Source organism: uncultured Jannaschia sp., assembly GCF_947494055.1.
Lineage (GTDB): Bacteria > Pseudomonadota > Alphaproteobacteria > Rhodobacterales > Rhodobacteraceae > Jannaschia.
Genome location: NZ_CANLTR010000047.1, coordinates 1 through 21,736 on the forward strand (window position 1 = coordinate 1; position 21,736 = coordinate 21,736).

The 21,736-nt window shown below is 65.9% G+C and carries 22 protein-coding genes; 15 read left to right on the forward strand and 7 right to left on the reverse strand.

Annotation, left to right across the window (positions count from 1 at the left end; all coding sequences use genetic code 11):
* Nucleotides 1-179 precede the first annotated feature (179 nt).
* Nucleotides 180-908: a porin gene (locus tag Q1A87_RS20115; RefSeq protein WP_299655621.1), complete on the reverse strand. Its 729-nt coding sequence runs from the start codon at nucleotides 906-908 to the stop codon at nucleotides 180-182.
* Between the two features lie 42 nt (nucleotides 909-950).
* On the opposite strand from Q1A87_RS20115, the gene Q1A87_RS20120 reads away from it, so the two are divergent.
* Both Q1A87_RS20120 and Q1A87_RS20125 read left to right on the forward strand, forming a co-directional pair.
* On the forward strand, nucleotides 951-1,496 hold the full coding sequence (locus Q1A87_RS20120) for a hypothetical protein (protein ID WP_299655624.1): 546 nt from the start codon (nucleotides 951-953) through the stop codon (nucleotides 1,494-1,496).
* Between the two features lie 191 nt (nucleotides 1,497-1,687).
* Entirely contained in the window at nucleotides 1,688-2,173 is a 486-nt protein-coding gene (locus Q1A87_RS20125; RefSeq protein WP_299655626.1) for a hypothetical protein, read from the forward strand.
* A gap of 113 nt (nucleotides 2,174-2,286) precedes the next feature.
* Here Q1A87_RS20125 and Q1A87_RS20130 read toward each other — a convergent pair whose 3' ends face one another.
* The 6 genes from Q1A87_RS20130 to Q1A87_RS20155 form a co-directional block, all read right to left on the reverse strand.
* The gene (locus Q1A87_RS20130; protein WP_299655628.1) at nucleotides 2,287-2,835 is read right to left on the reverse strand and encodes a hypothetical protein; all 549 of its coding nucleotides are present in this window, start codon (nucleotides 2,833-2,835) and stop codon (nucleotides 2,287-2,289) included.
* A gap of 43 nt (nucleotides 2,836-2,878) precedes the next feature.
* Nucleotides 2,879-7,675, reverse strand: a complete 4,797-nt coding sequence (locus Q1A87_RS20135) for an ExeM/NucH family extracellular endonuclease (RefSeq protein ID WP_299655630.1) — start codon at nucleotides 7,673-7,675, stop codon at nucleotides 2,879-2,881.
* Between the two features lie 234 nt (nucleotides 7,676-7,909).
* Entirely contained in the window at nucleotides 7,910-8,239 is a 330-nt protein-coding gene (locus Q1A87_RS20140) for a type II toxin-antitoxin system RelE/ParE family toxin (protein WP_299655632.1), read from the reverse strand.
* Nucleotides 8,239-8,532 (reverse strand): hypothetical protein, encoded by a 294-nt coding sequence (locus Q1A87_RS20145; protein ID WP_299655634.1) that lies wholly within the window; start codon nucleotides 8,530-8,532, stop codon nucleotides 8,239-8,241. Before Q1A87_RS20145 ends, Q1A87_RS20140 begins: the two co-directional genes overlap by 1 nt.
* A 187-nt stretch (nucleotides 8,533-8,719) precedes the next feature.
* Nucleotides 8,720-10,090 carry a helix-turn-helix domain-containing protein gene (locus Q1A87_RS20150; RefSeq protein ID WP_363323030.1) on the reverse strand — a complete coding sequence of 457 codons (1,371 nt, stop codon included), beginning with the start codon at nucleotides 10,088-10,090 and terminating at the stop codon, nucleotides 8,720-8,722.
* 354 nt (nucleotides 10,091-10,444) lie between these two features.
* On the reverse strand, nucleotides 10,445-10,684 hold the full coding sequence (locus Q1A87_RS20155) for a hypothetical protein (RefSeq protein ID WP_299655636.1): 240 nt from the start codon (nucleotides 10,682-10,684) through the stop codon (nucleotides 10,445-10,447).
* Between the two features lie 128 nt (nucleotides 10,685-10,812).
* On the opposite strand from Q1A87_RS20155, the gene Q1A87_RS20160 reads away from it, so the two are divergent.
* The 13 genes from Q1A87_RS20160 (at nucleotide 10,813) to virB11 (ending at nucleotide 21,657) form a co-directional block, all read left to right on the forward strand.
* Nucleotides 10,813-11,433 (forward strand): autoinducer binding domain-containing protein, encoded by a 621-nt coding sequence (locus Q1A87_RS20160; protein ID WP_299655638.1) that lies wholly within the window; start codon nucleotides 10,813-10,815, stop codon nucleotides 11,431-11,433.
* 498 nt (nucleotides 11,434-11,931) lie between these two features.
* Nucleotides 11,932-12,420, forward strand: coding sequence for a lytic transglycosylase domain-containing protein (locus Q1A87_RS20165; RefSeq protein WP_299655666.1), 489 nt, complete (start codon nucleotides 11,932-11,934; stop codon nucleotides 12,418-12,420).
* Nucleotides 12,408-12,707 (forward strand): TrbC/VirB2 family protein, encoded by a 300-nt coding sequence (locus Q1A87_RS20170; protein ID WP_299655639.1) that lies wholly within the window; start codon nucleotides 12,408-12,410, stop codon nucleotides 12,705-12,707. The genes Q1A87_RS20165 and Q1A87_RS20170 overlap by 13 nt, the downstream gene beginning before the upstream one ends.
* Before the next feature lie 3 nt (nucleotides 12,708-12,710).
* A complete protein-coding gene (locus tag Q1A87_RS20175; RefSeq protein WP_299655640.1) occupies nucleotides 12,711-12,986 on the forward strand; it encodes a VirB3 family type IV secretion system protein in 276 nt (91 codons plus the stop codon).
* Nucleotides 12,979-15,348 (forward strand): hypothetical protein, encoded by a 2,370-nt coding sequence (locus Q1A87_RS20180; protein WP_299655642.1) that lies wholly within the window; start codon nucleotides 12,979-12,981, stop codon nucleotides 15,346-15,348. The genes Q1A87_RS20175 and Q1A87_RS20180 overlap by 8 nt, the downstream gene beginning before the upstream one ends.
* Nucleotides 15,348-15,476, forward strand: a complete 129-nt coding sequence (locus Q1A87_RS20185) for a hypothetical protein (RefSeq protein ID WP_299655644.1) — start codon at nucleotides 15,348-15,350, stop codon at nucleotides 15,474-15,476. The genes Q1A87_RS20180 and Q1A87_RS20185 overlap by 1 nt, the downstream gene beginning before the upstream one ends.
* Nucleotides 15,476-16,174 carry a type IV secretion system protein gene (locus tag Q1A87_RS20190; protein WP_299655646.1) on the forward strand — a complete coding sequence of 233 codons (699 nt, stop codon included), beginning with the start codon at nucleotides 15,476-15,478 and terminating at the stop codon, nucleotides 16,172-16,174. Before Q1A87_RS20185 ends, Q1A87_RS20190 begins: the two co-directional genes overlap by 1 nt.
* Nucleotides 16,171-16,596 (forward strand): hypothetical protein, encoded by a 426-nt coding sequence (locus Q1A87_RS20195; protein WP_299655648.1) that lies wholly within the window; start codon nucleotides 16,171-16,173, stop codon nucleotides 16,594-16,596. The genes Q1A87_RS20190 and Q1A87_RS20195 overlap by 4 nt, the downstream gene beginning before the upstream one ends.
* Nucleotides 16,597-16,611: 15 nt before the next feature.
* Nucleotides 16,612-17,757 (forward strand): type IV secretion system protein, encoded by a 1,146-nt coding sequence (locus tag Q1A87_RS20200; RefSeq protein ID WP_299655650.1) that lies wholly within the window; start codon nucleotides 16,612-16,614, stop codon nucleotides 17,755-17,757.
* 75 nt (nucleotides 17,758-17,832) lie between these two features.
* Nucleotides 17,833-18,507 (forward strand): type IV secretion system protein, encoded by a 675-nt coding sequence (locus tag Q1A87_RS20205; RefSeq protein ID WP_299655652.1) that lies wholly within the window; start codon nucleotides 17,833-17,835, stop codon nucleotides 18,505-18,507.
* 5 nt (nucleotides 18,508-18,512) lie between these two features.
* A complete protein-coding gene (locus Q1A87_RS20210; RefSeq protein ID WP_299655654.1) occupies nucleotides 18,513-19,310 on the forward strand; it encodes a TrbG/VirB9 family P-type conjugative transfer protein in 798 nt (265 codons plus the stop codon).
* The gene (locus Q1A87_RS20215) at nucleotides 19,307-20,644 is read left to right on the forward strand and encodes a TrbI/VirB10 family protein (protein WP_299655657.1); all 1,338 of its coding nucleotides are present in this window, start codon (nucleotides 19,307-19,309) and stop codon (nucleotides 20,642-20,644) included. Before Q1A87_RS20210 ends, Q1A87_RS20215 begins: the two co-directional genes overlap by 4 nt.
* Entirely contained in the window at nucleotides 20,641-21,657 is a 1,017-nt protein-coding gene (virB11, locus tag Q1A87_RS20220; RefSeq protein ID WP_299655660.1) for a P-type DNA transfer ATPase VirB11, read from the forward strand. Before Q1A87_RS20215 ends, virB11 begins: the two co-directional genes overlap by 4 nt.
* The last annotated feature ends 79 nt before the right edge of the window (nucleotides 21,658-21,736 follow it).

Genomic DNA, 21,736 nt, shown 5'->3' on the forward strand with positions numbered 1-21,736 from the left:
AAATGGCCGTTGTCGCCGTGTCTTCCGTCCGCCAATCTCGTTCCTCCTGATCCTGATGTTATCCGAGTTCGGGCTGACCGGACCGAGTTCTATCGAATTCATTGCGATATGTCATCTCGTCGGCCAGCGGCCGACCTATGGCTACAACCGCGAGCGCAGGACCTTTGGACTTGAGCCGGTCAACCGTAAGCGTGCTGCGCCGGTAAGAAGCGGACGCGGGCGCCGACGAGAACGGCGTTCATGTCGTCGACATCGCGGCGGATGTCCTCGACAAAGACGCCGTCCAGTTCGTAATGCCGAAAACCGAGATAAGCTTCCGTGTTGATATCGGCGAACTCCTGTACGGCGAAGAAACCCCAGGAATGCGCCTCAACCAGATCGCCGCCCGGCGATCCAAATTCTGCGTTGTTTCTGCCGCGAAAATAATCGACGGAAAAGCGGGTCTCGCCCGTGTCGAGAATGTCGCGCAGATAGCCCAGCTTCATGAAATAAGCCGTCGGCGTTTCGTCCTGACCTTCTATGTCCCCGCGGGACGCAGCAACGGTCGCGTTCAGACCGGATGCGAGCAGCACCGAAGCCGATCCGACCAGGAAATCGTTCTCCAAGTCGTCGTCGAGTCGGGTCCGCCGATAGGACAAGGCCGCGGCAACGTCGCCGATCCCCGTCTCACCTTCGTAGTACAGCGCCACGGCCGGCTCGAGGCCGGAGCCGTTCAGATCGTCGTCACCGTCGCTACCGGATTGGCTGTTTGCAGCGGAAATGCCGAAGGAGAAGCCGTTCAAGTCCGGCGTGATGTAGAGGGCGCGTACGGCCCGGTCGCCGTCCTGCATGTCAAAAAAGTCGTCGAGTGAGGCCAAGTCGTTGCCGTCGTCGTCGAAGAAATGCAGTCCCCCCGCGACGTCGTCCACGTCCGACCCGGAGCCCGCGAAATCGGTGCCCGACAAGTCGGCATGCGCCGTATCTTCCGCCGCCGTATCGCCTTGGCCGATCGAGATGTAGCCGAAGCGGTCGCTGTCGACGAAGAAATGCGCCTGCCGGAAATCACCCAGATCGTCGTTCTCGTCGGCGTTGTCGTCGTTCGATCCGAAATCGATGTTGTTCGACGAATTGACTTCGGCCGAGACGACGATCTCGAGGCCGGCGGACAGGTTGTCATCCACGCGGCTCTCTCCGCGGAACTCCAGCCGCGATCCGGACCCGTCATTGTCGGCAATGAACGTCTGGTCGTTCGGCCCCTGCCCGGCGTGGAGGACCATCGCATTGACGCGACCCCCGAAGGTCAGCTCCACACCGCCGACATCGGTCGAGAGGCGGGGGGCATCCGCCTCCATCGCCTCGATCTGGCTCTGCTGATCCGCGACGCGCGCCTCGAGTTGGCCGATCCGGTCGTCGAGCGCCTGTGCATGTCCCGGCGACGCGTAGGCCAGGGAGAGACCGAGGACCGGCAGAACTTTGGACATCGCTGCATGTTCCATAATCTGAAAGATAAAGCTTAGAACGATCAAGCAGCATTAATCTTCGACCGTTGTATGTTTAATGATATTATTAATAGAGTTTAATGACAACGAACAGCATCAGATTCAGGTATTGTCACAATACTATATTCCTATATTCATCTAAATTCGACCTTTCGCTTCGACCCTTGTGTCGCATCACCAGATGCTTCAAAAAAATCGGGAGACGTGAAATGAAAACCATTCTCGCCACCACTGCCATCCTTGCTTTTGCTGTTCCGGCCATCGCGCAGGAAGAAAGCCAGATGAGCATGGACGAAGTCCCGTCCGCGGCCATGGACGCCGCCCGGATGGAGGCGGACACGATGGGCGTCAGCCTGGAAAACGTCCAGATGGACGACGATCAGGACACGATGACCTACGAGCTGTCCGGCACGATGGAGAACGGCATGATGTTCGAGGTCGACGTGCTGGAAGACGGCACCGTCGAGGAGCTCGAGGAAGAGATCGAGATGGCTGCCGTTCCCCAAGGAGTTTCCGCGGCCCTCGACGAGAACCTGCCCGGGTTCGAGCCCGAATTCGTCGAGCGCAGCACGCGCCCCAACGAGGACGGACGCGTCGTGTACGAGTTCGAAGGCATGCATGATGACGGCGAGGTCGACGTCGAGATCGACGAAGACGGATCGAACTACACGCTGGTCGAAGACACCGCTGGCTGATCGACCGAACGCGTCACGCGTCTACCGCTAAAAGTGAACGCCGGGAGGGTCTCCTCCCGGCGTTCCTTTTCAACGCACTTGCCTGTCGACCGGGCAGGTGCCCGGATGTCGCCTCACGCCCGCGCGCGGCGGCGCAGGGCAAGGAAGCCGAAACCGCCGGCAAGGAGTAGACCAGAGGCGGGAAGCGGAATCGGGGCGAGCTCGGTGACGGGCGCGAACGTGACGCTCGCGGCAGAGTAGAATGCCGTATCCGCAAAACTCTCGTCTGTGCCGAATTCGCCAGTCAGGCTGACGAGTGCATCCGTGCCGAGCGCGTCGGCGAGGCTGCCGTCCACCGGGCGGAAGGCGATCTCGATGACGTCGCCGCCGTCGGTGCCGGCATCGATCTCGAAACCGAATGTCGCGACCGTACCCGAGAGCAGGCCGTCCACCAGGATAACCCCTGGCTCGATGCCGGTCCCGAGCGCGGCCGCGATCGCGATATCGGCGCCGCCATCGCTGGTCCCCGCAAACACGAAATCCGAGCCCGGAACGAAGAACGCCTCCCCGGTCCCACCCAGAACCGACGGGCCGGTCGCGAGGCCGAGTGTTGCCGCCTGTCCGGTTGTGGCGAGACAGGCGAAGACGCCGGCGAGGAGGGCTTTCGAGGTCATGGAAGTCATGCGGTGGTCTCCTTTTCAAATGACCTGGATGAAGGATTTGGCGTCACGCAACGATCAGGCTGTTCTCAGTAAAGGCGAGTCCCGCGAAATCGGTCCCCAGGACCAGGATCGAGTCGCCGTCCTCCGCCAGTTGCAGCAGCACGTTCGCGCCCAGCTCCCGCGCCCCGGCCAGCGTCGCCCCGCCGAGGTCGATGAGATCGCCCTCGCTCGCGTCGAAGTCGCGGATCTGGACGCTGTTGCGAGCTCCTGCCTCGGAGGTGAACTCGAAGATGTCCGCGCCGCCCGCGCCGCGCAGCACGTCGAGCCGCCCGCCGCCCGAGACCAGCCGCTCGTCCGTCTCGGTGCCGCGCAGGTTGTCGTTCCCCGCCGTGCCCAAGACGAGGACCGGCGCCGCGTCCGCACCGAGGTCGAGCCCGACTACGACCGGATCATGGTCCGAGGACGCTGCCGGTGAGCTGCCGTCGAAGAGCCCCAGATCGGTGGGGCGGAGCGGGTCGGTGAAGGTGCCGTCGAGGTTGTAGTCGAAGAAGACCGGCTCCTCGTCGTTGACGTCCCAGATCGTGGCCCCGGTCACCTGGCGCGCCATCGCGTCGTTGGCGAGTGCGTAGTCCAGCGTGCCGACCTGACCGGAGAAGCGGTAGGAGGTCGAGGTCAGCCCTTCCTCGGCGGCCACGAGGTTCGTGTATCCCGCCTCGGCCAGCACCTGCAGCGGCGTTTCCTGCGCGTAGGAGTTCAGGTCACCGAGGATGATCCGGTCGGGGTCGTTCGAGCCGGTCGGATCGCTGGCGAGCCAGACCTCGACCGCCGCGGCGGCCTGCGCGCGGGCCTCGTCGTTGGCCCCCGCCCCGTCGCCCCGGTCGGCATTGTCGCCGAACGGGCTGACCGAGCCCTTCGACTTGAAGTGGTTGGCCGCCGCCGTGAACCGCTCCCCCGTCGCGATCTCCTCGAAGGTCGCGGCCAGCGGCACGCGACTGGTGCTCGGCCCCTCGAAGACCGGATTGCCCGGATCGACGCCGAGTCCGGCGAGCTGATCGTCGGTCAGCGTCGCGACGGTGGTGCCCGGCGCGAGGCGCGTCGTCTCGCTGTTATAAAGGAAGGCGACCGCGATGGCGTCCCCACCGACGAATTCCTGCCCCGGATCGACGAAGGCCCAGGGCGCGCCCTCGGCCCCCGCGTTGAGCCGCGAGACCAGTTCCGCGATGGCGAAGCTCTCGCCGGCGAAGTCGTTCTCGATCTCGTTGAGCGCGATCACGTCCGCATCCATGCCCCGGATAACCGAAACGAGCTTGTCGGATTGACGCTCGAACTCCTCGACGCTGTCGGCCCCGCGGGGGCCCTGCCCGATATCCGTCTCGCCCTCGAGCGTGGTAAAGTAGTTGAGCACGTTGAGCGAAGCGACCTTGTAGTCGCTCCCCACATCCACGGGCGCGTCGGGCCGCGCGTCGCCAGGCAGGGGCTCGAACGCCGCCCCCTCCGGGAGGCGAAGCCGCCATTCGCCGAAGTCGAAGTCCATGATCGCGGTGAGGTCGAAATCCTGTCCCATCCGCACGCCGCTCGTCAGAGTAAAGGGGTCGCCGTCGGGCTCCGGGATCGGGTCGAAATCGTCGCGCGCAGCGTTGCGTCCGTCGTCGATGGTTATGGTCCGGTCCGCCACCTCGGCCTGATAAGCCGCGTTGCCCGCCATGTCGGGGGCATTGAGCTGAGTGTACTGGTAGACCGATCCGCCAGCGGCCAGCGTGCCGTCATTGAAGGTTTCGTAATCGAAGCTCTCGGTGAAGGTGAGCGGCTCGTTGACGTCGACGAGCATGCTTTCCAGCGCCTCGCGTGCGGCGACGGGCGGCAGGGCGCTTTCCACCGCGAGCGACAGGATGTCGGTCTCGACCGCTTCGTCCTCGATGCGGATCTCGGCCACCTCGATCGTGGTCTTGCCGAAGCGCTCGACCACGGTGCCCAATACCCGGACCCGGTCGCCCGCGGCCACATCGAGCTGCGTGTCCCCGCCTTCGAAGGCGAAAATGCCTTCGGAGGTCATGTCGTCGGCGTCGAAGTCCGAACGCTCCTCCATCAGGAAGAACCCGTCGAGGTTGCGGAAATCATCGTCGTCGCCGCTCTGGAAATCACCGGTGACGATGGCCTCGACCACGACGGCTTGTCCGACAAGCGGGCTCGCCTCGCCCGCGCCCTGGATCGCGCTGACGAGGGTCGGTGTGTCGTCGATCGTAACGTCGCCCGTATCCGGTTCGCCGTCGTCGCCCATCGTGCCGGCCGTGGGCGAGTTCGGCGCGCCGTTGTTGAAGTTCAGGATCTCGAAATCCGAGGCCTGATCGGTATCGACTCCGTCCTCAACGCGCCCCACGCCGGCGGGCAGGAAAGTGCCGTCGGGGCCGACGACCGGCGCGCCGAAGGCGAAGCTCTCTGGTCCCTCGCCATCGGTGACGCCGACCGCGTCGAGCACGACCTCCTGTCCGGTCACGGCCCCGCCGGCGAGGCTCGCTGTCTCGACCAGCGCGATGGTGTAGGAGGAATTCTCGATCGAATTGTCCGCAATGGCGAGGTTCGGCGTCACGCCGTAGGTCGCCGCGGCGATGCCGTTGGCGGCGAGGAAGAAGCCGTTCGCGCCGATCGCGTCCCCCGCCCCGAAATCGAGGCGGAAGTCGATCATGCCGTTGCTCGCACCCGCATCGCTCTCGACGACGATCACGCTCAAGCCATCGAGGGAGGTGCCGGCCTCCCCGAAGAGCTCGATATACTCGCTGTCGGTCCCGGTTGTGGAGCCCAGCACTTCGTTCAGGACGAGAGCCTGCAACGGCCCCGCGTCGTCGAACACCGCGTCTGCGCGGACGTCGAGGTTCTGGATCCGCGTGTCGGCATCCGGTCCGGTATCGGCGATTGCGTAGGGCGTCCGGGCAAAATTGTCGGCAAGGTATTCGGCAAGCGCGTCCTGCTCGGTGCCTGCTGCGGCGAAGCTTGCGTCACCTTCGGACAGCGCCGCCCCCGTCAGATCCAGCCGGTCGACCCCTTCGGTCGGGAACGGATAGCCGTCGCCGCCATCGGCAAGGAAGCCCAGCGTGACGACGCGGAAGGTCTCGGCCGCGTCCCCGACGAGCGCTCCGTCGCGCACCAACGCCGCGATCTGCGCGCCGTCGCCATCGACGATCTCGGCGGAGACGATGCGGCTGCCGGCGGGACGATCGGGGTCGAAGGCGAATTCGAGGCCCGCGACCTGCGGGAACTGCCCGGCCACGTCGGGCAGCGCGCTGACGCCATGCTCGAGCACCGCGACGAGTTCGGCCCGGGTCAGCGACAGCACGGTCAGGTCGTTGTTGAAGGCCAGCGCGGTGGAGATGTCGTTCTGGCTGATGCCGCCCGCGGGCTTGAACACGTCGCCGTCGGCATTCGTGAGCGCGGCGTTCGGGCCGCGCACCGCCTCGGTGCCGCCGGGTGGCACCACCGTTTCGCCGATGGAGGCCCGAATGCCGCCGCCGTTCTTGATCGAGACGACCACGTCGGGATCGGCCTCCTTCGCGACGGCGAGGTTGGCATCCGCGGTGAGGTTGCCGAGATTGGTCTCCTGTGTACGCACCCCGTCCGGATCGCCGGCGACGCCGGAGCGGTTGCCGTTCAGAAACACGTCCGAAAGGCCGAACACGTTGGACTCGGTGGCGACGATCTGTGCTCCGATGGCGTCGGCGATACCCCGAACCTCCGGATCGACCAGCCCTTCGGCCCCGAGGTCGGCTACGCCTCGATCGTCGGTGGCATAGGCGCCGGAGACCGAAGCATCGTAGCTGTCGGTGACGATGTGGCCGTCGGCGTCGAAGTCGATGACGAGCCGGCCGACATACTTGTAGCTGCCGTCGGTGTTCACGACCGCGGTCTGCGTGCCGCCTGCATTGGTAAGGAACTGCGGGTACTGGCCCTGATCGCTGTCGCCGTCGCGCAACCGGTCGTCGTCGTCGAGCAGCCGCGTGTTCGACCCGCCTGCGACGATGATATCCACATCCGTCAGACGCTCGGCCAGCCCATACTCGATGCTGATCCGCTGCATGTGCGAGAGCAGCACGACCTTGTCGATGCCCGCGTCGGCGGCGAGCACGGCATCCACTTCCGCCTGGATCAGCGTGGCGAGCGCATCGAGCTGGTCGAGCGTGGGGGTCGCATCGAACGCATCCGGCGCGACGACGAGATCGCCCGACGAGGAGATACTCGGTAGGGTCGGTGTGGTCGCGCCCACCACGGCGATCCGCTCGCCGCCCACCTCGACTACGGTGGAGGAAGTGACGGCGTTGCCCTGTGGTGCCTGGCCGCCCGCAACCGCGTGCGGCGCGAGATTCGGGTCGGTCGCGAAATCGAGATTGGCCGACAGATAGGGGAAGGCCGTTCCGGCGAAGTCCGCCCCTTCGAGCGCGGTCTCCGCCAGCGATGGAACGCCCGCGAAGCTGCCGAGCAGCGCGCCCGCGCTCGTCCCGGTAATCAGGTTCGCCAGCACCGAGGTGCCGAAGTCGAATTCGTGGTTGCCGAGCGCGATGGCCGAGACGCCGAGCTCGTTCTGAATCTGGATGTCCGCGATCCCGCCCGCGCCGAACACGGCCGCCGAGGCATCGAAGAATACGCCAGGGATGAAGGCGTCGCCCGAGGACAGGGTGAGCGTGTTGTCCATCACGCCGTCCCCGCCGAGATCCTGCGCCCGGAGCGCGTTCAGCACGGCGGAGAAGTTTGGCGCATCTGCAACCGCGGCAGAGCTCGCCTCCTGATCCGCGATATGCAGGAGTTCGAGCGTGAATGCCGCAGAGTTCTGGGGGCTTGCCGAGATCTGGGTGAGGTTGGCTGACTGTGCCATGCGACTTCCTTCTGGAATCGGTCCCGAAGGCGACGGCGTTTCGACCTCGGAGACATCTGCGATGATCCCCTCTCGCCGAGCCATGTAACAGGCTTGCGAAGGTTAACGCGCAGAATACCCTCACGGCGCCTTGATGGTTTGACCGCTCCCACCCAAAAATCGTCGTTGATCCATTTTGGACCACCAGATGCCGTCGGGGGCAATCACACCGTCAGAGTTCGCCTACAGCATTCTTCAGTCTCCAAACTCCGATCGCCTTGCGGCGTGAGCCTCCCAGTCACGTCCTCCGAACGCGATCAGGGCGATGTAGAGTGCATCCGAAGCCGCGTCGTGGCGGAACACGACCGTGATCCTGCGGTTGCGACCACCATGGCGGACACGCCAGCCATCAAGAGGTGCGTCGAGCGTCGTGCCCAGACCGGGCTCCGCGACGACCGCCTCGATCAATTCCCTCGCCTCGAGGATCCGTCTGCGTGCGGCGGCGCCGTCGCCGCTGACTGCGAAGACGTGTTCGGCCATGCCCACGATGTCTCGCTCGAGGAGCGGGTGAGGCACGACCTTCATCAGCCACGGTCCTGGTTCTCGGCCTCCCGCTCCAGAGCCTCGATGCGCGCGAATGCTCCTGCGGTGAGCCCGTCCAGACTGCCCACCGGAACCCACTGGTCGAGGGGCAGTTCGAGCCTGCGCCTGACCTCGGCCTCCAGAATTGCGGCTTCACGCGCACGCGCGCCACGCGCTCGGGCAAGCTCGCCCGAAACGGCAGCGCTGATCGTTGGATACTCTCCTTGATCGACGAGCTCGCGTGCGTAAGCGAACGCCGCGTCCGTGAAGCTGACCGATTGCTTCTGAACTCCCATCACGACCTCCAAACGAGCACATCGGTAGTCTGTTGGACTACCATGAGAACGCCGGGGCATTTGGTCAAGGGCCACGCCACTTCCGCCATCCACCCTCTCGCGCTGCAGCAACTAGGCCGAGATGTCTCGATCCGATCCCGATGGCCAACTAGCAGGCTGACCTGCTGGTCCCGACACATGGTCTCCCTCAATGCATCCTGCCCTCCCGGCCCCAGATGCCGAAGATGCTGGCGCGCAGATCGAGGTCTCCACGCAGGTAGCGCTTGGTGAAGGCCCGGAGCGCGCCGCCGGGGTTCCGGATCGGCCGGGTCGGATGGTCCTGGTTGCGATCGATGACGATGACCGACAGCATGGCCCGGAGCCAGCCCATGGTCTCGACGGCCTCTTCGAAGGCCGAGGGGTTGATCCCAAGGTCCCGCAATCGTTGCAGCACGGCCCAGTCGATGTCGGCGAGTGTCGAAGGACCGCCCTCGCCCGGTGCGTGGTCGATGTAGAGGCGCAGGTCGGCTGAGGCGAGGTCGCGCAGGCTGGCGATCGTGAGATGCGGCATGAATTCGTCGTTGACGCCGGCATCGGACGCTTCACGCTTCTCTTCTCCGCCTTTGGCGCCGTGAGGCGTCCTACAGGATTCATATAAGGTCTCAGTTGTATTCTGTTTATGGCACCGGTCATTTGCGACCGCCGCACCGGTCATATTCGACGACAATCGAACAATTTCCCCAAGCCGCTTCACAAGGGAATCGAGTTCGCAGAGATGCGCTTCGGCCCGTTCGATCGTGGTGTAGCCGCGCGGAGACAACCAGGCCGCGCGGGCGTCCGCGAGTTCGGTCACGACAGAACGATCCCCGAGATCGCTCTCGAGCCGCCTGATTTCGCGACGCGCCTTGCTGATCTCAAGACGACATAGAGCAAGACGCTCGGTCGCCTCGAGTTGCCACGCTTCGATGTCGACGAGCTCGTCGAGCCGCGCGACAAGCGGCTCCAACGATAGGCCCGCGCAGCTTTCCAGGCCGATCGATCCTGAAACGCGACCACGGTGACCGTTCGCGGCGGTCTCGCGGACAATCAGGCGCAGCCGCTCCAGCTTCCGCTCTACCCGTCTCCATTGCTCGGTGCTCAGGCCGATGCTCGCGGCCATGTCGATCTGGCGCTCGAAGCAGATCGGGCTGCGCGTCGGGTCCGCGTAATCCGGCGCCCGCGTCTTCTGCGCGATCCGCCGCAGGACCATCAGGTCCGTCGCGTTCAGCCCGATCCGATGGGCGATGCCGAAGACCAGCGTCAACAGGCTGTTCTTCGTCCATCCCTCCGGCAGGGCCGCATGCGGTCGCGGCCGGAAGGCCTGCGGCGCATGGGGTTGTGACTCCACTCTCATCTGTCGCTCGACACTTGGCGAGACGGAACGCGGACAGCAGGGCGCAGGGGATCGTTCGCACGAGGTGCGTTTTCTCTTGTCTGCGCTTTGGGGGGGTGCTAGAAACTCGGTGTGACCCGAGAGTTTCCGAAGGATTCCCGTCCTTCTGCACCCCGTGTAGGCCGCCCGCCTCGCGGGGTTTCTCATGTGTGGTGGCTGCTGCCCTCGATTCCTGTCGTCATTGACGCTTTTGGTAGCGTTCTTCGGCGTTTGTCACAATTCGGACATTTACGCAGCGAAACGGTAACACGTCTGGCATGCGATGGGTAAGAGATCTTGACGACCCGATTGGCCGTTCCAATGAGAAACTTTCCACTCTCATTTGCGCCCATGCTTCGGACGGACCGGTTTCCTGTTCCCGGCCCAGGGCCGGAGAGCGAGAGACTGCCCCCAGTCAGGCCTGCCGTATTCCCCCTGCCCTTCTGCCGATGCCAGACGTCATGACTTCGAATGCCGGCAAGTATCTGCCTGCGTGCGCGTTCCAAATCGAGACCGCCCGATCTAGCCATCGTCGAGACCGTCGATCGCCGGGCGGTAGGCGACAGGTTCCTCCGGGGCATCCGCCCGACCTAGAAACTGTCGTGTCTTCGTGTAGGGGTTCTTGAGCCAAAGTCCGTGGGTCGTGACCTCTACCGTCACGACGCCACCTGTCGCGTAGTGTTCGAACCAGGTGCCTAATGTTTCAACCATGTCCTGCGTGAACTCGGCACTGGCAATACATTCGGGTCGGGTTTGCGGCATGTTTTTGCCTCGGGATCGATGTGATGGATGAACGGGGTTGCGGCACGCCGCAGGATGACGAAGAGCCATGTCCGAAAAGATACGTCCTCTTGCGGGAGGTCGTATCGCCTGTCAAGGACCGGCGCACCATGCTCGAACTCCTCATCCCGAACTACGAGGCAGAGCTCGCCCATCTGCACGGGCTCGGGCCCGCGGGCTTCGTCATGGCCTTCAACTACCGGGTCAGCGGTCCCGAGCTGATGGCCCTGGGCTACCCGGAGGCCTGGCACAAGGAATACGAGGAGCGGAACTACTTCGTCGGCGACCCGGTGCTTTTGTGGTCCTTCGTCAATTCCGGCGTGAAGCGCTGGTCAGAGATCAAGTTGCCCGACCCCCGGGGCGTCATGAACGCGGCGCTGAAATTCGACCTCCGCTATGGTGCTGTATTCTCGGTAAAGAAGGGTCGGAAGCGCTCGGTTCTCTCGGTTGCGCGCGGCGACCGGGAACTGACCGATGACGAGATCGCAGACATCAACGGACGGTTCGGGACGTGGTGCGACCACGTGACGAACCGCGCCGCGCTGACGGACCGGGAGATCGATGTGCTCAAGCTTCTGAGCGTCGGTCACTCGCAGCGCGAGATTGCCGAGGCGCTCGGCATCGCCGAGGTCACAGTGAAGCAGCGGGCAGTCACCGCAACGAAGAAGCTTGGGGCAACGAACCGCATCCATGCGGTGGCGATCGCTATGCAGCGGGATTACCTGACGTAAACTTATATATCCTTTCGGATATAAAAACCTCTTTTCTGCTTTCACCTGATTCCAATCGGTGCTTCGTGGTCTCGACTGCTTCGCAGAATGCGAGACCCGGACATGGACATGCCCTTGCGGGATCGGCCACGAGCGCCGGTCACCAGGACCGATTCCCACCATTGCTGCGTCCCTGGCAGTCATGCGGACAATCGGACCGGCCGCGCCGTTAACCAAGGTAAACGCCGGTGGCAAGCTTGGGCCCTGGCACGACGTTCCGTCGGCGTTACCCGTCCTGCGTGTTGGAAACCCGGCCAGACAAGACCAAGCAGCGGGCGCCGTGGCGCCTTCGCCGTTCTCTGCCTGCTTGCTGCATCCATACCGGCCGCCGGTTACGCCACCGTCTACGAATACACCCGCGACGGGCGCGTGGTCGTGAAGGACTCGTTGAGCGCGCGGACACAAACGCAGCCGACCCGTCCGGCGCGCATTGCGGCCTCTCGCGCCGTCTACCGCGACATGGCCGAACAAGTCGCGCTGCGGCACGCCGGCGGCGAGGGTCCGCGCCGCGCCGGTCTCGACGCACGGACCTTCGCCCAAGTCTTCGTCGAGCTGGTCCGCGCCGAGAGCGGCTTCAATCCCCGGGCGCTGTCCCCGAAGGGCGCGCAGGGTCTCGGACAACTCATGCCGGACACGGCGCGCGCGCTCGGCGTGCGCGATCCTTGGGACCCGGAACAGAACCTCGACGGCGCCGCCCGCTACTTCGCGGCGCAGCTCGACCGCTTCGGCGACGTGCATCTCGCGCTTGCGGCCTACAATGCCGGGCCGCACCGGGTCACCCAGTATGGCGGCGTGCCCCCCTACCGGGAGACACGGGCCTATGTCGCCAGGATCACGGCCGCGGTGGCTTCGGTACAAACCGTGAATCCCGCGCCCGTATCCCCCCGAACGGGACAGACCGTTCGCTCCACCAGAAGTCAGAAGGACTCTTCGGTATGGCAATACTGACCCCCTCCACCCGTCGCATCGGGGCCGTGGCGCTCGCGCTCGCAATCTGCGCGGCCTCCCCGGTCTTCGCGCAGGACCTTTCGCCCATCAACACGTTCTTCACCACGCTCGGGACGGCGCTGACGGGCACGACCGGCAAGGCCATCGGCCTCGTCGCCCTGTGCGCGGTCGGCCTCCTGTTCCTGATGGGCCGGATGAACTGGCTCTTCGCGGGCTCGGTCGTCCTCGGGCTGGTGATCCTGTTCGGCGCGGCCACGATCCTCGGCGGCATCGGCACGACCGCCTGATCCATGCGGAACCCGTGCTTCCTGGCGCTCACACGGCCGGTCTCGATGGCCGGCCTGCCGATGACCTACCTCGTGATCCTCTTTCTCGTGGTGGTCGGCGGCTACATCGTGTCGCTCTCGTTCCTGTGGCTCATCGGAAGCGCGGCCCTCGGCTACACCGCCCTCCGGGCGCTGGCGAACTACGACGCCCGGTTCCTCGACGTGATCTTCGCCAGCCTCGGGAAGACCCCGCCGACGCCGGGCGCCGTCCGGGGCCAGGGGAACATCTACCATGCTTGACATGAAGCAAGGCCTCGGCCGCCGTGCGGTCGATCCGCCGGGTCTCAAGCGCGAGCACATGCTGGCCTGCTATCTTCCCTACGTGACCGGCGTGGGCGCGGACGTCATCATGCTGCGCGACGGCGACGTGATGGCGTCGTTCCTCGTCGCGGGCATCGCGGCGGACACGGCGGACGCGACATTCGTCGACGATCTGGCACGAACGTTCGCAGCCTCGATCGCGCAATCCCGGCCCGACGTGGCGTTCTATGTCCACCGCGTCTCGCACGAGACCCGGCCGACGCTGCCGCCCGTCGCGGGCGAGGGCCTCGCCGCGCGCATCGACCGGCAATGGCAGGGCCTCGTCTCCGGCGGGACGCTGCGCGAGCGGGTATCGATGGTCTCCGTGGTCGTGCGACCTCCCAAGCTGGCCGGGCTGTGGGCGCGGATCACCGGCGGCATGACGCGCGACCTGCGCGCCGAGCGCGCTCGGCGCATCGCCCTGTTGAACGAGATCACCACCAATCTCATGCAGGCCCTGACGCCGGCCCGGCCCGAGCGGCTGACGCTCGCCGACGGCCGCTGGCTCGGGCTCCTGCGGACGGCCGTGACCGGCAAGTACGCGCCCCTGACGCCGGGTGCGGCCTTCACGCCGATCGGCAATCTCCTCGTCGACAGCCGCGTGGACTTCCGGGGCGACAGCTTCGTCGTTCTGGGCAGCGACGAGGACGATCTGCGCTTCGGCGCGATGTTCACCTTCAAGAAGTACCCGACCGAGACATCGCCGGGCTTTCTCGACCGGCTCGACCTGCCCGGCGACACGGTGGTGACGCACTCCTTCACGCCGATCGACCTCGTGCCGGCGCTCGGGCGCGTGCAGCGCACGATCCGGCAGATGAGCGCGGCCGACGACGCCGCGCGCTCGGCGCAGGCGCAGCTCACCGACGCCGCCGACGACCTGGCTTCGGGGCGGATCGGCTTCGGCCAGCACCAGGTCTCGATCATGGCCGTGGCGCGGAGCCGGGAGGAACTCGACGATCTGTCTTCGGAGATCCGCACGCAATCGCAGCGCGCGCTGGCCGTGGCGGTGCGCGAGGGCATCGGCGCCCGCACGGCGTACTTTGCGCAGCATCCCGGCAATTTCGGCTTCCGGGCGCGGGACGCGATGATCTCCACGGCCTGCTTCGCCGACTTCGCCGCGCTCCATACCACAGGTCGCGGGCTCCGGCCCGGCACCGAGCCCTGGGGCGCCCCGATCACCGTCCTGCCGACCGTGGGCGGCGAGCCTTACCGCTTCAACTTCCACCAGCCGGGCGAGCCGGGCGATCGTACGGTGGGTCATACGCTCGTCATCGGGCGGACCGGCTCGGGCAAGACGCTCGGCACCGCCTTCCTTCTGGCGCAGGCGCAGCGGCTCGATCCGCGTATCATCGCCTTCGACAAGGACCGGGGCCTCGAGAGCGCGATCCGCGCGCTCGGCGGCAGCTACTCGCCCGTGCAGATGGGCGTGCCGACCGGGTTCAACCCGTTCCGCTCGGAGGCCGACCTGCGCGGCGTGGGCTGGCTCACCGACTGGCTCGGCGCGCTGCTGACAGTCGACGCGCCGCCGCTGACGGCGGTGCAGCAGGAAGCCCTGTCGAACGCCGTGCGCGCCAACGCCGAGTCCGACCCCTACCTGCAAACGCTCGCCGCTTTCCGCAGCCAGCTCATCTCGGTCGATGACGGCGGCGACCTGCACACCCGGCTCGGTCAGTGGGACGACGGTAAGTATCACTGGCTGTTCCCCGGCACCGGAAGCGACCCGCTCACCTTCGAGAACCGCATCACCGCCTTCGACCTGACGGAAATCTTCGACAGCCCGGCCGTGCGGACGGCGTGGCTTTCCTACGTGTTCCGCCGCATCGAGCGGACGGTCGAGGACGGCCGTCCGACGATCATCGTGCTCGACGAAGCGTGGAAGCTGCTCGACGACGCGTATTTCCAGTCGCGGCTCAAGGACTGGATGCTGACGATGCGGAAGAAGAACGTGGTCGTCGTGATGCTCACGCAGCGCGTGGGCCATATCGCCGAAAGCGCGGCGGGCGGCTCGATCTTCGAGAGCTGCGTGACGCAGATCCTGTTCCCGAGCTCGCGGAACACGGCCCGGGAACTGGCGCCGCTCGGCCTTACCGATCGCGAGGAGACCTTCCTCTGCGCGTCATCCGCGGGCGCGCGCCTGGCGCTGGTGCGGGCCAACGACGCCAGCACGGTGGTCGATCTCGACCTGTCGGTCCTCGGACCGATGCTCGGCACGCTCGGCGCAGGCCGCGTCGCGGACGACCCCGACGCGGGCGACGACGATGACGACGACGACAGGATCATTCAATTCGAGGAGGCTGTCTGATGGCCCGGATCATCGCAGCGCTCGCGCTCTCCGCCCTGCTGGGAGGCTGCGCGACCTACACCGAACGCACGTCGCCCTGCGTGTGCAACTGGCAACCCGTCAACGTCACTGGAGAAGCCACCGTATGATGTCCCGACTGAATGGTGCGGTCGCGGCCGCCACGATCATCGCTGCCGCGCTCGCGTCTGTCCCGGCGCAGGCCCAAGGCGTGCCGACCTTCGACGCGGCCTCGGTGGCGCAGGCCATCGCCCAGCTCGAACAGATGCGGCAGGACTACGCCAACCAGATCGAGCAGCTCCAGAGCATGACCGGGAGCAAGGCGATCTCCGGCATCCTGAACGGCGCGCAGGACATCGCCGCGCGGGAGTCGGCCGACAGCCTGTCGGCGATCATGTCGGGCGGAATGACCGGCGCGGCGATCCCCGGCAATGCCTCGGCGCTGACCGCGCGAATGAACGAGCTGAAGACGACGTTCGCCCTGCCCGACATCAATTCCTTCCTGACCTCGGAGACGCCGCAGGACCGGGCGCTCGCCACGCAGGCCGGCGCGGGCCTCGCGGCGGTGGCCACGGCCGAGGACACCTATGCGCGGGCCAACACCTCGATGAACCGGGTGAACGAGCTGATCGGGCAGATCGACGCCAACGCCGACCTGAAGGCGTCGGTGGATTACAACACCCGGATGCTGGGCGAGATCGCCGTGCTGCTGAACGAGAGCCTGCGGCTCCAGGCAGCGCAGGCCAACGCCACCGGCACGGACGCCCTCCTGGCAGCGCGCGAACAGGCGGCGTCCCGGCAATTCATGCGTGTGGGAGACAGTGAATGACGATGAACTCAACCTTGACGACTGCTGCGGCCGCGGCGGTAGCCGCCCTGATCCTCGCGACGCCGATGGCGCAGGCCACCGGCGGCTCGTGGCAATGCGAGAACCAGATGGACATGGACCGCGATGAAGCCTTGGAGATCGCCGGCTCTAACCACGGCCTCTACCAAGTCCTGATGAAGTATCGCGAACGATGGGACAGCGCCTACAAGCGCGAGCAATGCGAAGCCTATTCGGAAGGTCGCCCCTACAAGATTTCCTGCCTCGACGACCGGCGGGATTGGGACGCGATCAAGGCGATGGTGCCCGAGGAATATTTCGGCATGTCGAGCGAGTCCCTGACGCCACATTTCCGCGCAATCGAGACATTCGAAGAAAACCGCGCGGTCATTGCCTACTGCCGTGACGTCGGCGCAATCGAATAACGAAGGATAGGACCGATGGCGACCTACGTCGAGAACACCCTGAACATGGTGGATACCGCGATCGGCAACTATGCCGAGAGCAGCTTTGCCGCGTTCGCTGGTCCGATTGCGACCGTGTGTCAGACGATGGGTCTCGTCGGCCTCGCGTTCATCGCGCTCAACGCGCTGACGCAATGGGTGCCGATCCGCACGAGCGAGTACCTCAAGTGGGGCATCCGCTACGTCATCGTCACCGCCGTTGCGACAAGTTGGGCGCAGTTCGCGCCGATCTACAACATCGTCACCAATGTCCCGGGCGAACTCGGTGCCAAACTGATGGGCATCGTGAACGCGCCCAACCTGAACACCGCTTTCGATGCGATGATCACCAGTATGTTCGACTTTTCGGACAAGCTCGGAGACGAGGCCAGCATCATCCTCAATATCAGTCTGGCGTCGATTGCAGTCTGGCTCATCGGCTCACTGATGGCAGCAGCGGCGATCATCGTGATCTCGCTGGGCAAGATCGGGCTCGGCATGGCCATCGCGCTGGCGCCGATCTTCATCCCGGCGCTGATGTTCCGCGCGACCTCCAACCTGTTCGAGAGCTGGGTACGCTTCACGCTCGGCTTCGCACTGATCCCGCTGATCATGGCCGGGGTCGTCGGCGCGATCGTCGGGATCGGTCAGAGTCTTATTACGCAGGCTGATTCAGCGACCACACTGGAAGATGCCGGTGGCTTCATCATCGTCGGGGTCGGCGCGATCTTCATGACCGTCATGGTGCCCACGCTGGTCAACGGCCTCTCCGGCACGATCACCGCGACCGCCAACGGTGTGGCAATGGCGATGGGCGGCGCGAACGCGGCCCTCGGCGCAGGGGCCGTCGGCGGCAAGATCCTGAAAGCCGGCTCGCGGGAGGGCGGACGCATCATCGGCGCTGAGGTCCAGGGGCACCGGGCCGGGGTCGCTGCCGAGAAGGCCGGCAGCAATTACTGGGAAGGTAAGCAGATCGAGATGATGCGGCAGAAGGAAATCCGCAACAAATACGCCGATCTGAACGCGTCGCACGCCGCCATGCGCGGGGGCCAGGCGAGCAGCCTCGACCGCTACCGCGCGGCCAATGCCGGCCAGCGGTTCGAGAACCGAAAATCCCGCAGGGACGACAAGAAGAACGACTGACGCACGGGTCTGCCAGCCTGCACCGTCTGAACACATCGCGCGTCTCGCGACGCGGCTCGGAAGGAATCTGCCCCGATGGCGAAGAAAACACCCGAACAGACCGCCGAAGCCTTCGAGAACGAGGTGTTCTTCTCGCTGCGCCGCCAGCGCAACCTCGGCTGGGTCGTGGGCGCGCTCGGCATGGGGATCGGGCTGGCCGCGGTCACGACGCTGGCGCTGACGATGCCGCTCAAGGAGACCCGGCCCTACGTCGTGATGGTGGACCGCGCCACGGGCGAGTCCGAGCAGGTCGTCTCGGTCCGCCCGACCTCGCTCGACGACCAGCGCGCCGTCCTCGAGGCCGAGCTGGTGCGCTACGTCACCAACCGCGAGACCTACGATCCGAACGACAACCCGCAGCGCATTCCGCTCATCGACGCGATGTCGCAGGGACAGGCGCAATCCTCGCTTCGCGCGATCTGGAACAGCGGCGCCGAGCAATACCCGCCCACGCTCTATGGCGGCGATACCGTCATCACCACGCGGGTGCGCTCGGTCTCGATCCTCGACGAAGACACCGCGCAGGTCCGCTTCGTGCGGAGACTGGAGCGGGAGGGGATCGCGCCCGTCGAGCGCGATTTCGTGGCGGTGGTCGGCTACGCCTTCAATCCCCGCACGGAACGCACGCTCGATCAGGTCTGGCGCAATCCGCTGGGCTTCACCGTCACCGGCTACCGCATCGACGCCGAAACCCTCGATCCGAGAGGCTGACCCTGATGAAACGCGCCCTCCCCTTCCTGGCGTTTCTCGCCGTCGCCAGTCCAGTCCTCGCCGAGACGCAGCCGCGCCCCTACCCGCAGGACAGCCGCATCCGGTGGTTCAGCTACGACGAGCACGAGGTCTACCGGCTCGACACCTACATGCGCTTCATCACCTCGATCGAGTTCGAGCCCGGCGAGAACATCGAGTCCGTGCAGGTGGGCGACAGCGAGAGCTGGCAGATCGTCCGCCTAGACCGCGGCGACATCCTGTCGGTGAAGCCGCTGATCGAGGGCGCCTACACCAACATGACGGTCTACACGAACCAGCGCCCCTACACGTTCGAGCTGCGGGCGCGCTCGGGCCAGGTCGGCGCGCCCAACCTGAACTACCGGGTCAGCTTCCGTTACCCCGGGGTCGAGGCACAGGCCCGCCGCGCGGCGATCGAGCGGGCCGAGCGGCCGAAAGACTTCAACTATTACGCTGCCGGCGACGCGGCCGATCTGAAGCCCGTCCAGGTCTACGACGACGGCCGCCGGACGATCTTCGTTTTTCCCGAGAACGCCCGGCGGCCCGGCATCTTCCTCGTCGGGCCGGACGGACGCGAGAGCATCGTCAACGTCCGCCACGCCGAGAACGCCTCGGTCGTCGACCGCGTGTCGGATCGCTGGACGATCCGCATCGGCGACGAGGAGATCTGCGTGGCGCATGGCGACGTGATCTGCTCGGTCCCGGGCGGGCGCCGCGCCCCGCAGCTCGGCCAGGGCTACGCCATCTACGATCCCGAGATCCGCGGCGCCGTAGTGACGAAATGAGTGACGACGCGACGATCGGCGACGCCCGTGCCCTGAACCGGCGCGATGCGGCGATCTCCGGCAGCGGCTCCGGGGGACAGGGCGTGCGAACGCTCTCGATCGTCCTGTTCCTCGGGATGGTCGGCGTCGGGGCCTACTTCATCTTCTCCCCGAAAAATCTGGAGACCACCGCGCCCGACACCTCTCAGACGCAGGCGATGCAAGGCCAAGAGCCGTCTGCCGGCGTGGATACGACGATGCCGGTGCGACCGGCCGTCCAGACGGAGGAACCCGTAGTCGAGACGCAGATGCAGCCAGCCGTCGCCGTCCCCCCGACCGATACCGGCAACGCGGCCGACCGCCAGCGGATCGCGGACCTGGAAGCCCAGCTCGAGGAGTTGCGCCAGTCGCAGACCGGCGGCGATCCCGAATTGCAGCAAGCCTTGGAGGACATGCAGACGAAGCTCGAACGCGAGCGGCAGGATGCTGAAGCCCGCTACCAAGCACTTTTGACGCAAATGACGCAGTTGACGCAAGTGACGCAGGATACCGGCAGCGGCATGACCGAGGACGAGCGCGAGGCGCGGCGGCGACTCGAGGAGGAGCGCCAGCGCCGCGCCGCGATCGCCGAGGCCCAGATCATGTCGAACGGCATCGTCCTCGATGCGGCCGGCGCCAGGACCGGCGGCGGACAGGGTGGCGGCGCGGGTGCCGGCGACGGCTCCGGCCGCACCCTGACCTCGAACGAGCAGTTCATCCAGGACGCCAGCACGCAGAGCTACGACACCGTGCGCGCCACCCGCATCGCCAATCCCGGCCGGACCGTGGTGCAGGGCACCACGCTCAACGCCGTTCTGGAGACCGCGATCTCGACCGAGCTGCCCGGCGCGATCCGTGCCGTCGTGACCGACGACGTGATGAGCTACGACGGCATGAACGTCCTCATTCCGCGCGGCTCGCGCCTGATCGGCTCCTACAACTCGGATGTCTCGGTCATCCAGGACCGGGTGCAGATCGCGTGGAACCGGGCGGTCACGCCCGCGGGTGTCAGCGTCGAGCTCGGTGGCTACGGCGCCGACGCGCTCGGCATGTCGGGACAGGCCGGCACGGTGGACAGCCGGTTCCGCCAGCGGTTCGGCTCGGCCGCGCTGATCTCGGTCATCGGCGCCGGACCGGATGTGGTGATCCGCAACGACACGCGGGGCGACGCGGCGGATGCGATGCAGGACGTGGGCGACGATCTCGCCAGCGCTACGCAGGGCGTGATGGGTGCGTACCTGAACGCCGGCCCGGTCATCTACATCGACCAGGGCGTCGACATGACGGTCTTCGTCAACAGGGACCTGGTGTTTTGAACCAGCCTCCGAGCCCTGCCAGCTACGCCGAGCAGGGCCTTCTGCCGCTGCGCGACCTTCTTGTCTCCGAAGAGGTCAACGAGGTCGTCATCAACCCCGACCGCAGCGTCTGGGTCGAGTACGCGCAGCGCGGCCACATGGAGCGATGGGACGGGACGATCCCGCCCGACCGGCTCAATACACTCGGCGCCCATCTCGCCGGCGAGGCCAAGACCCAGCTCGGCCGCCACCACCCCATCGTCTCCGGCCGGGTCCATGTCTTCGGTCAGTCCATGCGCGTGCAGGTCATCGTGCCCCCGGCGATCGAGGCCGGTGTGTCGGTATCGATCCGCAAGTACGTCTCGCGCATCCTCGAACTGCACGAAGTGGGCTTCCTCATGGGGTCCGAGGTCGATGTCGAGGCACAGCGGCGCAACCGGCTGGAGGAGCTGCGCGCGCTGACCGAGGCCGGCGATCTCGCGAACCTCATGCACCGGGCCGTCACCGAGAAGCTCAACATCCTCGTCTCCGGCGGCACGTCCTCGGGCAAGACCACCCTCGCCCGCGCGATCATGTCGATGGCCGACCGGAACGAGCGCATGGTGACGATCGAGGATGCACCGGAACTGCACCTCCCCCACCCGAACACTGTTGGTCTCGTTGCCGACCGGCGGACGGACTCGGAACGCTCCCCGGCCCGGCTTCTCGAAAGCGCGCTCCGGATGCGGCCAGACCGGCTGATCCTGGGGGAAATCCGCGGCGCCGAGGCGTTCAACTTCCTCGAGGCGATCAACACCGGGCATCCCGGCTCGATTAGTACGATCCACGCCGACAGCCCGCAGCTCGCCCTCGAACGCATGGCGATGATGGTGCTGCGTGCGGGCCTCGATCTCGGCCGGGACGACATCCTCGATTACGCCCGCGCCACCATCGACCTCGTGATACAGACAGGACGCCACGAGGGGCGTCGCGGCGTCCTGCAAGTGTTCATGCCGACGCTGTCGCGATCTCAGGAAGTTCCGGACAAGTTCTGAGAGTATCCGTCCGTTGTGACTGCTCTGACGGTGAGCCTCTGCTGTCGATAATGTCCATGATCGATAATGGACATCTTGA

Bases quoted from the DNA above. Each gene is read 5' to 3' on its own strand.
- Q1A87_RS20150 (WP_363323030.1), bottom strand. From the start codon at position 10,090: ATGAGAAACCCCGCGAGGCGGGCGGCCTACACGGGGTGCAGAAGGACG.
- Q1A87_RS20165 (WP_299655666.1), top strand. From the start codon at position 11,932: ATGGCCGAACAAGTCGCGCTGCGGCACGCCGGCGGCGAGGGTCCGCGC.
- Q1A87_RS20195 (WP_299655648.1), top strand. From the start codon at position 16,171: ATGACGATGAACTCAACCTTGACGACTGCTGCGGCCGCGGCGGTAGCC.
- Q1A87_RS20190 (WP_299655646.1), top strand. From the start codon at position 15,476: ATGTCCCGACTGAATGGTGCGGTCGCGGCCGCCACGATCATCGCTGCC.
- Q1A87_RS20125 (WP_299655626.1), top strand. From the start codon at position 1,688: ATGAAAACCATTCTCGCCACCACTGCCATCCTTGCTTTTGCTGTTCCG.
- Q1A87_RS20160 (WP_299655638.1), top strand. From the start codon at position 10,813: ATGCTCGAACTCCTCATCCCGAACTACGAGGCAGAGCTCGCCCATCTG.
- Q1A87_RS20120 (WP_299655624.1), top strand. From the start codon at position 951: ATGCGCCGTATCTTCCGCCGCCGTATCGCCTTGGCCGATCGAGATGTA.
- Q1A87_RS20205 (WP_299655652.1), top strand. From the start codon at position 17,833: ATGGCGAAGAAAACACCCGAACAGACCGCCGAAGCCTTCGAGAACGAG.
- Q1A87_RS20155 (WP_299655636.1), bottom strand. From the start codon at position 10,684: ATGCCGCAAACCCGACCCGAATGTATTGCCAGTGCCGAGTTCACGCAG.
- Q1A87_RS20185 (WP_299655644.1), top strand. From the start codon at position 15,348: ATGGCCCGGATCATCGCAGCGCTCGCGCTCTCCGCCCTGCTGGGAGGC.
- Q1A87_RS20140 (WP_299655632.1), bottom strand. From the start codon at position 8,239: ATGAAGGTCGTGCCTCACCCGCTCCTCGAGCGAGACATCGTGGGCATG.
- Q1A87_RS20170 (WP_299655639.1), top strand. From the start codon at position 12,408: ATGGCAATACTGACCCCCTCCACCCGTCGCATCGGGGCCGTGGCGCTC.
- Q1A87_RS20215 (WP_299655657.1), top strand. From the start codon at position 19,307: ATGAGTGACGACGCGACGATCGGCGACGCCCGTGCCCTGAACCGGCGC.
- Q1A87_RS20175 (WP_299655640.1), top strand. From the start codon at position 12,711: ATGCGGAACCCGTGCTTCCTGGCGCTCACACGGCCGGTCTCGATGGCC.
- Q1A87_RS20135 (WP_299655630.1), bottom strand. From the start codon at position 7,675: ATGGCACAGTCAGCCAACCTCACCCAGATCTCGGCAAGCCCCCAGAAC.
- Q1A87_RS20200 (WP_299655650.1), top strand. From the start codon at position 16,612: ATGGCGACCTACGTCGAGAACACCCTGAACATGGTGGATACCGCGATC.
- Q1A87_RS20145 (WP_299655634.1), bottom strand. From the start codon at position 8,532: ATGGGAGTTCAGAAGCAATCGGTCAGCTTCACGGACGCGGCGTTCGCT.
- Q1A87_RS20210 (WP_299655654.1), top strand. From the start codon at position 18,513: ATGAAACGCGCCCTCCCCTTCCTGGCGTTTCTCGCCGTCGCCAGTCCA.
- Q1A87_RS20130 (WP_299655628.1), bottom strand. From the start codon at position 2,835: ATGACTTCCATGACCTCGAAAGCCCTCCTCGCCGGCGTCTTCGCCTGT.
- Q1A87_RS20180 (WP_299655642.1), top strand. From the start codon at position 12,979: ATGCTTGACATGAAGCAAGGCCTCGGCCGCCGTGCGGTCGATCCGCCG.